This window comes from Ruegeria sp. C10 (assembly GCF_056537805.1).
In genome coordinates this window covers 349,347-361,472 of sequence record NZ_JBQFSC010000001.1, presented here as the reverse complement: position 1 = coordinate 361,472, position 12,126 = coordinate 349,347, and the positions used below count along the sequence as shown (strand labels likewise).

The following is a 12,126-nucleotide window of genomic DNA, read 5'->3' as shown; positions in this document are numbered from 1 at the left end:
GCCTGCGTTGTGACACGAGTTGTGACACGGGGCGCCCGGTATGCCTGTTTCCTCCGCCGGTCCTAACCGGGTCAGGTTCAATGGGTTTGCAAGTCAGCATCTCAGCCCCGAGGGGCACCCCAACAGATGGTTACCGATTATTGATGAGATCAGGTCTCGTCAACAATTTTGTTGCACACAGTTTGGTGGTTGCGACCTCCCCTTGAGTATTTCGATTAACTCGGGGTTTTGGTGGTGTCGCAAAATGCTGGCGTTTCCATATGCTATGACCGGAGAACGACACAATAAGACGGGGACATACAGCGCCGACACCGTGGTCGTTTCATCAGCCCCGCGATCCGAGATTGAAGGCAGAAACGGTTTTTTGAGGTTCTGTCACAAGTTACTGCTCATAGATGCAGATAGTTGCAGCGCGTGAATTGCAATGGGCAAATTCAGGTAACAAGCCAGCCGATAGTCTCATGTCAGGGCGCTCTACTGCCTTGGACAATTCACCTATCCCGAAAAATGCCCATCGCAATGAAGAGGGCTCAGCCAAGATCTCGCGTGCAGGTCCAAACGACCCTCCAAGACAAATCGTCCAGCCGTAGAAAACCCGCGTTAGAAAGAATCCTTTTACAGGCCCGGACACCTTTGTGCCCATAAATGAGGCGATGGAATTCAATAACAATGGCTCGAATGCCCGACAGGTCCGCATTCCTCAAGAAATCCAGTTCCGCCCCCTCAATATCCATCACAAGAACCGTCGGAGCGAACTCTCGTTTCACCGCTTCGAAGTCCGCTTTAGCTACGCGCACTGATGTTGTTGATTCACCAGCATTATCAAAAACTGAAGACCCTAGATATGAAGCGTCAATATGAAACGGAATAGAGTCGGGATCCTTTGGATTGGCGCTTAGTATCGCATTCCGGACTTCGATCCGGTCTGAAAGCCCATTTAGGGCATGTAAACGACGGATGTGTGGAATTAGATTTGGATTGGCTTCAAAACTGAGAATAGCCTCTGGTTTGTTCTCGAGCGCGACAACACCACTCACGATACCCAACCCGGCGCCCATTTCCAGAATACGATCCTCAGGTTGAACGACGCTCAAAGCGCCATCCATTTCCCAGCTTTCATAATTGTCCTGCTCGATCAGATTCATGATCGTTTCGTCCAGAAATGGCGATGAAGGTATCTTCAATCCACGGTACTGGATCGCAACATCAGGGTTCGTTTCGGTCATACTTGCTCCATTCCAAGGATGAGCGGTCGGTAGAGCATGTTTTGCATAAGGTCAGACTATTTGCATCAAACATCATGTCGGTAATCTCGCATAGAGGTCCGACATATTCGTCTTCAGAACCTCGTTGAACCACTCAACCGACAAGTCAAACTCGTGTTCAGGATAATAAGTATCCAAACCCCGGAAAGGGCGGACCTGCACATCATCGAGAAGACCATGACCCCTTAGTCTTTCTTCGGTGTCCTTGTCGTATTTTCGGATAATGTCATGAAGCTCTTGAACAGCATTCATAGAAGATGAATTTTTCAGGAATTGGACCTGTTCATAGCGGAAATCGTTGCTGCCCTTAGGTGATTCATATGTGCCCATATCATGATATCTCAGCAATTTGAGCATCCAGTGGATTTCGGTCAGTCCGTCAAAGTGACAAATGACCGATTGTTGAGAAACATGTCGCTTGATGTTGCCTCTCCACCGCTGTGGCGCATGAACACCTAACTTGATGTTTTTCCCCGTTCGGCTGGCGCTTTTTCCGAAACGATGCGCACAAAATCCTCTGTCGCTGTACTTGAGTCGTTCTTCTCCGAATAAGCTTCGGGCGACATAGCCGCGGGTGTGCTTAGGCTTCAGCATAAGACCACCAAAAAGTCCGGGTGTGGTGTCCTCGGTTGAAAACACACGCTCGCCATTAGGAATTGAAATCGTATCAACATCCGAGGGCAGGTCAGCAAGCTCTTGTGCAAAATCATCGGCTTGCAGATACTCGTCCGCATCGAGGAAAAGCATCCAATCGACTTTTGCTTCTCGATAGGCTTTTGTCGCTATCAGCCTTTGGCGTCTGAAACTGTTTTCTGGATAAGCACAGTCCCAGTTTCTTCGAAAAAACGTGTCATCCATCACTTCAACGCGACAGTTCGGTATCTGAGCCAGAAGTTGCCGCGCTTTCGGATCATCACCATCCAGAAAGATAAAGATCTCTTGCGCGCCGAGTGACGCATAATAGGAAGCAAATATAGCCACCAGCTCTGGCGGCTCTTTGACCATGGTAACGACACCCCAGGTGGCCATCTTCAAAGGAGTCCTGTGTTTGGGAAGGGCCAAAATCGCTGATTGCACGTCTTTAGAGTCACCGGCTTCCTCTATTGCCCAGTAAGTCTGGATTTGTGACAACCTTGATCGGTGAATTTTCCGCCTTAAGCAAGAGCATCCTGAGGTCTTATTGGACGATCCGATTTAAGACAGTTTGGGTGATCTTGCGACCTTTGTCGGGGAGGACTGAGAAAACTGGACCAAAGTTGAGGTAACCAAACAATTACTGCTTATTGCGAGCCCCTAAAGTTTGATCGTTACCGCTCGTTCTTTTTCGCGAAACACAAAGGTGCGAGAATTCTGACTAACGGACCTGCGCTACAGACAGTTCATATTGGACGGTTGGGTCACCATCACAATTGCGGTTGTATCGGGATCATTAAACCAGTGGATCGAATACCGGAGCCATGCTAATGCGGAGCAAGCGAAAAATATAACGGGCATCGATCCAGCATGGATATTTCTCCAGTAATTTCATCGTTTTGGCATGGATCCAGTCTGACTTTTTTCGAGCAACTCTGCCTCAAAAGCTTTGTGGATCACGGCCATAAGGTCAAGTTGTACTCTTTGAATGAAATCACGAATACGCCACCGGGCGTTGAAAATGCGGATGCACGTATTTTCTTGCCTGACCACCTGAAAATATGGCGAAACGAAAAGCGAAACAGCGCTTATGCCCCGTTGTCGGATTTTTTCAGGATCAACATGCTTCGGGAATCCGACGAAATCTGGATGGATTGCGATATGTTGTGTATGCAGCCGATCCCCGACATTCCGTATATTTTCGCAAAAGAGAAACGCTATTATAACAATGCGGCTCTCCGGCTGCCGCACAGTTCTCCAACATTGCAAGGTATGCATGACTTTATGAACGGGTCTGAGATCGTGGTCCCCAATGACTGGCCGTGGAAAAAAAATATTGATGTTTCCATCGGCAAGTCCAATGAAGACGGCTCTTTCTCGGTACCGTTGGAAAACCTGTCGCAGCTGCCATTTTATACGTTCGGGCCTCAGGCTATCTCGTATTTTCTGGGCAAAAACGGTGAAGTTAAACACGCCCTGCCACCCGAGTCATTCTATTCCCAAGAACCTACAGCCATGCGCTTGAATTATTTTCGGCCGCGGTTTTCCCGCATATCGCTCGATGAAAACGCGTTGGGGGTTCATCACATTGGCGGCTCAAGCATGCGCAAGAAATACAATATGGACGGTGGGTTTCCTTTGCCGCATCCCAACAGCCAGGTCGCCAAGCTATGCAAGAAACATGACATCGATCCCTCTAAGGCGATGCCACAGGATGTGCTGAAGTCTGTTGACCAAGATTAAAATGTCCGGGCAAGTCAGAAGCGCCAGTATGTGTCCAAGTTTCGGACGATCGGAATCAAAAACACTAGGCGTCATCTGCTAACACCGTAGTGCCAAGTTGTTCGGCAGACAGTTCCCCAACCGGCCACTGTATTGAGTACAACGTGCAACAACTTGGCAATCAAAGTAATGGCGGTCGCTTCAGGCAAGGATGATAAACTGCGACACTGTCAACATATTCGATTGTCTTCCTACGGATAGAGCCTTTACTTTTTCTGGCGTAGAAATTTCACTACGATTACTTGCAGCGGCGCAGGTACGGCCATATCAGAATACTGGGGTGAATAAGGCCGAATGTTATGAAGCCCGAACACAGATCTTGGATTAATCTGGGGTCCAGTTTATGGGATAGGCGAATGTCAAAGAAGCTGGCTACAGATCACAAGGATATTCGCCGATCATCTATCCCGGCCTTTAACACCAGAAGACCGACTAAAAGCATGTCTTTGTCGACCCGGTCGCTCTGACCGGGTGTGAACAAAGATGTCTACGCTTAACGATAATGATCTGAACCAACCTCCTCAGCCTGATCAAGGATGGTCACGTGAACTTGTTGCACTTGAGCGGGCTATTGTGGTTCCGCCCGCAGTCTCCGATACGGTGCAGGAAGCCGGTGTTCTGACTGAAGACCGGGAATATTGCGCGCATGGGGCGCTTTGGCGGGGAAAGCGTGCCATGACCACCCAACCGGTATCGCCAACAGACCCTTTGCCGCAATTGTCGGGTCGCTGGCTTTATGCCGGGCTGTTATGGGTACACTTTGGTCATTTCCTTGCTGAAAGCACCGCACGTCTTTGGCCGCTGCCGGCAATCGCGAAGGATATTGATGGGGTCCTCTTTACCCCCAAGCGACCCGCCAATGGGGGTGAAACACGCCCTATGCAGCATAATTTTTTTGCGCTTCTGGGTATTGATCTGCCAATCAAAGTGGTGACCGAGCCAACTCAGGTAGAACATCTGCAGGTGCCCGGTCAGGGGTTTGGGCTGGGCCCGATTGTGGCGGGAACGCCTGAATATCGTGCCTTGATCCATCAAAATTTTGGCGCCGACGTTCCCCCTGATGGGCCGGAGCGGCTTTATATCTCGCGCGCGGGTCTCGGAATACGGCGGGGTGGCGTTATCGGAGAAGAGTTTCTCGAAGAGAATTTGCGCCAGAACGGTTACGAGATTTTCTATCCGGAACAACACCCGATGGAAAAGCAGATCGCGCGTTACAAAGCCGCCCGTCAGATCGTTGCACTAGACGGGTCGGCACTGCATCTTTTTGCTCTGGTAGGCCGTCCAGATCAGCAGGTTGCAATGATCCCGCGCCGCACTTCTTCGGTGCATCACAATATCTCGGCTCAGCTAGCGGCCTTTTGCGGGCAAGAGCCTTTAGTCGCCAATGCCATTCGCACTGATTGGGTATTGGCTTCGCGCGGTCGCCCCAACCGCCATTCACTTGGAGAGCTTGACATGTCCAGATTGCATAAAATGCTTGCCGATGCAGGATTTGTCTCACCTGATCTGGCCTGGGAAGAAATGTTCTGGCGGCAGCGGCGGCGAACCATCCGAAAACTGGAAAAAGCCCTTGGCGACCAGCTGGTTCCCATCCATCAAGAGCCCGCTGACTAATGCAGCTAATCCTGGATATACGCGACACAGCTCGGGATCAGGCGCACCAAGCCAATGGGGTTGCGTCTGTTTTGAGTATCGATAATGCGGATTTGCAGCAGCAACTGGTTACGTTTGCGCAGATTACACGGCGAAGACGTGCAAAGGCCGAGCCGCCCGATTTTTTGCCCGCACTCGCCAGTGCGATTGCTAATGAGCGACCGCGGTTCATGCTTTTGGCCATGCCAGGGCTAGCAGAAAACCTCACCACGGAAGTCTCTGTTGGTCGAGTCCACGAAGTTTTGGGGCAATTGGCGGCCGACATCCTGATTTTGACTGATCTTGATTCAGGATCTGATCGCGCCAGAATTTGGGCCACACAATTTGGTGCCGATGCGATAGTTAACCGGATTGAATGGCCAGATGATCTGACTGCGCAGCCTCCTGCATTCTCTACCCTGGCCTCCTCTGAAAAAGAAGAATCCACTCCAAAAGAAGTGCTGCCATTTGCCCGTCGCTTCTTGCCGCGCAATGACCTGACAAGTTTTGACGAAAGTCGACCCATGGGTGACACGGTGCCGGTGGACCTCAGGCCGCCAGAGGGTACCAGCGGCACGGTGCTGATCGGTTGCATGAAAAACGAAGGCCCTTTCTTATTGGAATGGATTGCATACCATCAATCGATCGGGGTGCATCACTTTGTTATCTATACAAATGGCTGCGAGGATGGCACGGATCTCATGCTGGATGCGCTGGCCAAAACCGGTCTGGTCACGCATGTTGACAACAACAAATGGGAGGGCAATTCCCCGCAACAGTGGGCTCTGAACCAGTCTGCAAAGCTCAAGGTGGTCAAACGTGCTGATTGGGTTATCCATATTGATGTGGATGAGTTTATCAACATCCGCTTTGGTAACGGGACACTGCCGGAACTTTATAAGCGCCTGCCCGAGGGGGTCAGCAATATTGCCATGACCTGGCGGCAATTTGGGTCGGCCGGGATAAAGACCTACGAGGACAGGCCGGTCCTTGCGCAATTTGACCGATGCGCTCCGTCATATCTGCCCAAACCGCATACCGCTTGGGGCTTCAAGACCGCCACCAGGAATATTCGTGCCTATCGTAAACTAAGCTGTCACCGGCCAAATAAGCTGAAAGAAGCAAAAGCCGAACAGGTGCAATGGGTCAATGGATCGGGTCAGGATATCACGCACAAAGTGGCAAAGAATGGCTGGAGGTCCGATATCAAGACCATCGGCTATGAGCTGGTCCAGCTAAACCACTACGCACTAAGATCTGCGCAGTCTTTCTTGGTCAAGCGTCAACGCGGACGGGCCCTGCATGTGGATCGCACTGTCGGGCGCAACTATTGGATACGGATGGATTGGAACCAGTATCAGGACGTTACTATCCAACGCAACCTGGCCAGATTGTCAGTGGCGATGGAAGCGTTGCTAGCCATTCCTCAGATTGTGCAGCTACACGAAAAAGCCGTCGCCTGGCACCGGGCTAAGATTGAGTTTTTGATGGATGAGCCCGAGTTTCGCAACCTTTATGACGAGATCACCAGCATCGATCTTGAGGATTTGCAACGGATCCGCGCTATCATGGATGCGGATATGCATAGCTGACTTATCCTGCCGCAATGATCAGATTCAGAGAACGGCCCCGGCTGTCGCAGATAGCGCGCGGCTGATATTCATTCGCCAACTAAAAGACCGCCGATAACCAAAAGTTGACGAATAACCCTTCAAAATCTTAGCGAGAGACATGACATGCCGCCATCCAGCTTGGCGCAATCGGTGTTGTCAATTTCTACGATCTCATACCCTTCACGATCCAACATGTCTGCTGTGCGCGAGAAGCCTGCGGCCATCAGCACCAGATTGTTGAAGCGGATCGCGTTGGCAGCAGCTTCTTCCCCATCAGCAACATGAAGCACTCGGTAGCCCTCAAAGCAGCCTGATGCATCAAGTCTTCGGGTAGACAGGATTGTTTCGGCATCCATCAGTGAACAATCTGTCTTGAAGTGCAAAACGCCTTCCGGTGTAAACACTTCGCGCAGTTTGTGGCCCCACGCGGAGGTGATTTTAGACAGCTCGGCGACACCTTCAGCGTCCGTGCGGTCTGATCTGCCCACCAAAATTTCGCGACCGGTTACAAGAATATCTCCGCCCTCGATATGGCCGGGGCCGTTGATTTCCAGAACCGTCTCGTAGCAAGCGCGAAGATTTGGCGCCATTTCTGCCACCTCACCCATCCGCGATGGTGCGCCTGGTCGCATCAGCACAGCGCCTTGCGGCAGGCAAAGGGCCGTATCCTCGACAAACTGTGCGTCGGGGAACGCGTCAAGGGGATCAAGTTCGATCACTTCAGCCCCGGTGCTTTTCAGTGCAGCCACATAAGCCTTATGTGCCGCCATCATTCCTTCGAAATCGGGGTTTCCAATATCCTTCGCACGCAAACCACCAGCAATGGTCGCAGCCGGGCGGCGGGTGATTGCGCGGGAGAACTCAAAGGTCGGGTCTGACATGTTTCAATCTTTCTGAGGTTCACATTTCGGAGCGATGACTTCGATCATTGCAGGCCCATCTAAAGCGACAGTTTCGCGCAACGCCTGCGCGACAGCCTGTGGTTCGGCCGGAACCTTGGTGAATGGAATGCCAAAAGACTTGGCTGATGCAGAAAAATTCGGGGGCGAAGGATCACAACCTATGACGGTCACACCCACATCCCGCATTGACGCGGCAATTTCCTGGTATCCATGATTGTTCCAGATCACGAAGGTGACCGGCAGGTTTTCATCTGCTGCGGCCATGATTTCAGGCAATGAAAACTGTGCACCTCCATCGCCGACAATGCAGATCGCCCTTGCAGTCGGATCGGCGATCGACGCGCCGATGGCAGCGGGTATCCCGTAGCCGAGCGCGCCATATCCCGTTGCTGCGTTGAACCAACCTCCGGCCCGGTCGTGGTCGTAGAAAAGATTGCCGGCATAAATTGGTTGGGTTGAGTCTCCGACCATCAATGCATTCGGAACTGCCGAGCGAATGGCGTTCAGGATTTCGACCTGATGGCGATAGTCCGGACCAATTTCCTCCCAGGCGGCGCGGCGTGTTTTGCTGGCGCGTTCGGCACCGTCGTCTTGCTTTGCCTCATTGGACAATGCCCCAAACAGCGCCGGTACAACTAAATTAACGTCACCTTGAATGGTTAGCGCTGCCTCATGTCGCGCCAGTTGATCGCTGCAGCGATCCACCCGGATCAGGCCTGACCTTCCTGCTATTTGCTCGGTGGCGTACATGTCATAGTCGGTTGGCCCCAATTCGGTTCCCAAAGCCAGAACGCAATCAGCGCTTTCTATCAGCTCGCGTACTGCTTTGAGGCTCGGGCTGGCAGGAACGGTCAGTGGATGTCCGTGCATCAGGCCCCGTGCGTTGACGGTTTGCACGACGGGGGCATCGAGGGTTTCAGCTAATGTCTGTAAATCGGTTTCCGCTTTTTTCGCGCCACCGCCCGCCAGAATGACAACTCGATTTGCTTTAGCCAGTTGCCTTGCCGCTTGTGAGATTAAATCTGGATTGAACGGGGGTGCTGGATCGAGCGTCTCGACTGGTGTTTTTTGATATTTTTCTGCTGCTACATCCAACGGGATCTCTATATGCACCGGCCCTGGGCGACCGTTGGTAAGATCGTGAAAAACACGGTCCAAGACCGGGTCCAGAGCGTTGGAGTCGGGAACTTGTTCTGACACCAACGCAACTGTTCTGGCCAGCCCCAGTTGGTCTGGCAATTCATGCAGATGTCCCAAGCCCTTGCCAAGTGAAGCGGTTTTATTGACACCAGAGACCACCAACATCGGAATTGAATCAGCGCGCGCCTGCGCCATCGGTGTCAAGGTGTTGGTCAATCCGGGGCCGGTGATCACAAAGGTCACACCCGGTTTCCCCGAAACACGCGCGTAGCCATCAGCCATGAAACCAGCACCCTGTTCATGCCTGGGCGTGATATGACGAATGCCCGAAGCCGCAAGACCGCGGTAAAGTTCGACCGTGTGAACGCCCGGAATTCCGAAGACGCAGGTCACATCTCTTTGGCGAAGCTTGGCAACCAAAGCTTCACCGATTGTCATTCCGCTCATGCAACCTCGCGTGATTTGCTGTTGGCGTGATCAATGATGCGAGAAACCGCTGTGGCAAAATCGGCGTCACTAATCGTCAGCGCGACCCGGACCCAGTCTTTCAGACCGTCGCCAAAGGCGGACCCTGGCATGACAGCCACCCCGGCCTGTAACAAATCCCACGCATAAGCTTCACCATCAAACCCGGTGGCAGAAACGTTGATGAGGGCGAACATTCCCGCCTCTGGGCGATGAACCGTCAGATCCGTTTCTGCTTCAAGACGATCAGCCAGCAGGGTGGCGCGGCCAGAGAAACGAGCGGCCATGCCGGGCGCAACCTCGGACCCGTCGCGGATTGCCATTTCGGTCATGTCCGCGATGAAGGGCTGATTGCCAAAGAGCATTGTTTCGGAATACGGCAGCAGCGCTTCACAAAACGCTGCTGGTCCGACACACCAACCGCTACGAAACCCTGGGGCAGCATGTGATTTCGAGATGGATGATACACCTATGACACGATCCGCCAGTTTCGGGTCTGCCAATGGTGAAGCAAATTCGGCCTCGTCAAAGATCAGTTCTTCATAGACCTCGTCCGAGATGATCCATAAATCGTGCGCCATGGCGAGCTGCCCGATTTCGGCAATTTCCGTGGTAGTCAGAATTGCACCTGTCGGGTTGTGTGGCGTTGTCAGAAGAATGGCGCGGCTGCGTGGAGTGATGCGTGCGGCAATATCTTCGGCTTGCATGCGAAACCCGTGCTCTGGCCGAAGCGGCACAGGCACCATATCCGCCCCGGATGCACGCACGACTCCTTCGTATGTCGCGTACATCGGATCACCAACCAAAACCTCGTCTCCGGCCTCTGCAATCCCGGACATCACTGCGAATAGGGCGGTTTGCGTCCCGGGAAAGCACAAAAAGTTCTCGGGTCCGAAGGGCCGCCCACGAGAGGTTGAATAGCGAACAGCAAGCGCGTCAAGCAGTCCGGCTTCACCGCGCCCGTTGGAATACCCTGTCCGTTGTGCCCGCAAGGAGGTTACGGTGGCTTCTACCAATGCGGCTGGCACGGGCACATCCGGTTCTCCAATCGTCATTTCGACGATATCCACTCCGGCTTTGATAAGGTCACGTGCTTTCAGGTGTACACCCCATTTGGCACCACCCAACCCCGCTAAACGCTCAGTCACAGATGTTGTCTTCATGGCTGCTCCGCCTCTTTGTTTAATGGTATCCCCAGGATGGCGCTCACGGAGTCCAAGCCGATCCGCGCCAGTTGCCCTTCGGAAAACGCGTCCGGAAGCGCACCGCCTTCCAGCCAAAGGCCGTCGATTACCGCGTTGCAAGCAATGGCCAGTTGCGTTGCCTCCGTTGCAGCAACTGAACGTCCGGTTTCCAGCAATGCGGCGACGATCAGCTCCTCGAGGTGACCCCGGAAATAGTTATAGGTCTGCTGGTGAATGCGCTGCATTTTTGAATCATGTTGCACCTTGTTCAGAAAGCTGGCCCACAACGCCACGGCGCTTGGATCAACGATTGGTGGTCGTAGCGACGCGTCAACGAAGTTGGTCAACTGAGATACTGCGCTTCCCGTTCCTGACGAAGCTGCTGTCTGATCGGTTAGCGTATTCATGTGGTGCTCATACGCCGCCTGAACCAACTCTTCCTTTGAAGAGAAATAATGACGGATCAACCCTTGGGTCACGCTCGCGCGGGCTGCAATCTCACGCACCGTGGCACCGCGGACCCCCATCTCGGCGATCAGGTCCAAAGTCGCCAATATCAGCGCCTCGCGCCGAAACTCAGCAGACTCACGTTTAAATTTGCGGCTGTCATCCTGCACGTCAGTGTCATCCATGGCATGGAGTTATTATACACTTGCATAATTGCGAGATTCGAGGCTTACTGCAAGCTGAAATCAGAAGATTGTTAGATATGGACACAGCCGAAGCAGCATCACCCACACCCGAAGCCACTGCGTCCATTGAGGCGATAAAGATTGAGGACCTGCACAAATCCTTTGGTGCGCTAGAGGTCCTGAAGGGTGTTTCCCTGACTGCCAATAAGGGGGACGTTGTCGCAATCATCGGGGGATCAGGCTCGGGCAAATCCACCATGCTGCGCTGCATCAACTTCTTGGAAACGCCGAGCTCGGGAAAAATCACCATTGGCGGTGAATTGATTGAAATGCACGCCGATGGCAGTCCTGCGAACCGCCGCCAGATCGAGCGTATCCGGACGCGGCTGGCAATGGTTTTTCAGCAGTTCAACTTGTGGACGCATCGCACGCTTTTGGAGAACGTGATCGAAGTGCCGATACATGTCCTCAAGGTGCCAAAGGCAGAGGCTATCTCGCGGGCGCACGACCTGTTGAAAAGGGTAGGGCTTGGTGACAAGGCCGACACCTTTCCGGCCTATCTATCTGGCGGTCAGCAACAGCGTGCCGCCATTGCCCGAGCGCTTGCCGTAGATCCTACGGTAATGCTTTTTGATGAGCCCACATCGGCGCTGGACCCCGAGTTGGTCGGCGAAGTCTTGAACGTGATCCGTGATCTCGCTGGTGAAGGACGCACCATGCTGCTCGTCACCCATGAAATGAAATTTGCGCGCGAAGTTGCCAGCCACGTTGTCTATCTTTTCGAAGGCCGTATTGAAGAGCAGGGTCCACCTGCCGAGGTCTTCGGTAATCCAAAATCAGAGCGGTTGAAGCAGTTCCTCAGCTCGGTCGCCTGATCC

The 12,126-nt window shown here is 52.9% G+C and carries 10 protein-coding genes and 1 riboswitch; of the genes, 4 read left to right on the top strand and 6 right to left on the bottom strand.

The window, feature by feature from the left end:
- Window positions 1–31: 31 nt before the first annotated feature.
- A riboswitch (TPP riboswitch) is annotated at window positions 32–132 on the bottom strand.
- A gap of 398 nt (window positions 133–530) precedes the next feature.
- On the bottom strand, window positions 531–1,226 hold the full coding sequence (locus ACR0DE_RS01620; protein ID WP_170635914.1) for an FkbM family methyltransferase: 696 nt from the start codon (window positions 1,224–1,226) through the stop codon (window positions 531–533).
- Between the two features lie 72 nt (window positions 1,227–1,298).
- Window positions 1,299–2,294 carry a glycosyltransferase family 2 protein gene (locus tag ACR0DE_RS01615; protein ID WP_480751373.1) on the bottom strand — a complete coding sequence of 332 codons (996 nt, stop codon included), beginning with the start codon at window positions 2,292–2,294 and terminating at the stop codon, window positions 1,299–1,301.
- Window positions 2,295–2,768: 474 nt separating this feature from the next.
- On the opposite strand from ACR0DE_RS01615, the gene ACR0DE_RS01610 reads away from it, so the two are divergent.
- The 3 genes from ACR0DE_RS01610 to ACR0DE_RS01600 all read left to right on the top strand — a co-directional run bounded on the left by ACR0DE_RS01610 (window position 2,769) and on the right by ACR0DE_RS01600 (window position 6,904).
- Window positions 2,769–3,641 carry a glycosyltransferase family 32 protein gene (locus tag ACR0DE_RS01610; RefSeq protein ID WP_480751370.1) on the top strand — a complete coding sequence of 291 codons (873 nt, stop codon included), beginning with the start codon at window positions 2,769–2,771 and terminating at the stop codon, window positions 3,639–3,641.
- A gap of 522 nt (window positions 3,642–4,163) precedes the next feature.
- Window positions 4,164–5,294, top strand: coding sequence for a glycosyltransferase family 61 protein (locus tag ACR0DE_RS01605; protein WP_170625588.1), 1,131 nt, complete (start codon window positions 4,164–4,166; stop codon window positions 5,292–5,294).
- Window positions 5,295–5,386: 92 nt separating this feature from the next.
- Entirely contained in the window at window positions 5,387–6,904 is a 1,518-nt protein-coding gene (locus ACR0DE_RS01600) for a glycosyltransferase family 2 protein (RefSeq protein WP_480751367.1), read from the top strand.
- A gap of 119 nt (window positions 6,905–7,023) precedes the next feature.
- Here ACR0DE_RS01600 and ACR0DE_RS01595 read toward each other — a convergent pair whose 3' ends face one another.
- From ACR0DE_RS01595 to ACR0DE_RS01580, 4 genes are read right to left on the bottom strand one after another with little or no spacing between them, the layout of a single operon-like run.
- Window positions 7,024–7,806, bottom strand: coding sequence for a dimethylarginine dimethylaminohydrolase family protein (locus ACR0DE_RS01595; protein ID WP_480751365.1), 783 nt, complete (start codon window positions 7,804–7,806; stop codon window positions 7,024–7,026).
- Window positions 7,807–7,809: 3 nt separating this feature from the next.
- Window positions 7,810–9,414 (bottom strand): 5-guanidino-2-oxopentanoate decarboxylase, encoded by a 1,605-nt coding sequence (locus ACR0DE_RS01590; protein WP_480751362.1) that lies wholly within the window; start codon window positions 9,412–9,414, stop codon window positions 7,810–7,812.
- Window positions 9,411–10,595: a pyridoxal phosphate-dependent aminotransferase gene (locus ACR0DE_RS01585; protein WP_480751359.1), complete on the bottom strand. Its 1,185-nt coding sequence runs from the start codon at window positions 10,593–10,595 to the stop codon at window positions 9,411–9,413. The genes ACR0DE_RS01590 and ACR0DE_RS01585 overlap by 4 nt, the downstream gene beginning before the upstream one ends.
- Window positions 10,592–11,248 carry a TetR/AcrR family transcriptional regulator gene (locus tag ACR0DE_RS01580; protein WP_480751357.1) on the bottom strand — a complete coding sequence of 219 codons (657 nt, stop codon included), beginning with the start codon at window positions 11,246–11,248 and terminating at the stop codon, window positions 10,592–10,594. The genes ACR0DE_RS01585 and ACR0DE_RS01580 overlap by 4 nt, the downstream gene beginning before the upstream one ends.
- Window positions 11,249–11,325: 77 nt before the next feature.
- Between ACR0DE_RS01580 and ACR0DE_RS01575 the strand changes: the two genes are divergently transcribed.
- Window positions 11,326–12,123, top strand: coding sequence for an ATP-binding cassette domain-containing protein (locus tag ACR0DE_RS01575; RefSeq protein WP_170818230.1), 798 nt, complete (start codon window positions 11,326–11,328; stop codon window positions 12,121–12,123).
- Window positions 12,124–12,126 lie beyond the last annotated feature (3 nt).

Bases quoted from the DNA above. Each gene is read 5' to 3' on its own strand.
- ACR0DE_RS01620 (WP_170635914.1), bottom strand. From the start codon at position 1,226: ATGACCGAAACGAACCCTGATGTTGCGATCCAGTACCGTGGATTGAAG.
- ACR0DE_RS01615 (WP_480751373.1), bottom strand. From the start codon at position 2,294: ATGGCCACCTGGGGTGTCGTTACCATGGTCAAAGAGCCGCCAGAGCTG.
- ACR0DE_RS01610 (WP_480751370.1), top strand. From the start codon at position 2,769: ATGGATATTTCTCCAGTAATTTCATCGTTTTGGCATGGATCCAGTCTG.
- ACR0DE_RS01605 (WP_170625588.1), top strand. From the start codon at position 4,164: ATGTCTACGCTTAACGATAATGATCTGAACCAACCTCCTCAGCCTGAT.
- ACR0DE_RS01595 (WP_480751365.1), bottom strand. From the start codon at position 7,806: ATGTCAGACCCGACCTTTGAGTTCTCCCGCGCAATCACCCGCCGCCCG.
- ACR0DE_RS01590 (WP_480751362.1), bottom strand. From the start codon at position 9,414: ATGAGCGGAATGACAATCGGTGAAGCTTTGGTTGCCAAGCTTCGCCAA.
- ACR0DE_RS01585 (WP_480751359.1), bottom strand. From the start codon at position 10,595: ATGAAGACAACATCTGTGACTGAGCGTTTAGCGGGGTTGGGTGGTGCC.
- ACR0DE_RS01580 (WP_480751357.1), bottom strand. From the start codon at position 11,248: ATGGATGACACTGACGTGCAGGATGACAGCCGCAAATTTAAACGTGAG.
- ACR0DE_RS01575 (WP_170818230.1), top strand. From the start codon at position 11,326: ATGGACACAGCCGAAGCAGCATCACCCACACCCGAAGCCACTGCGTCC.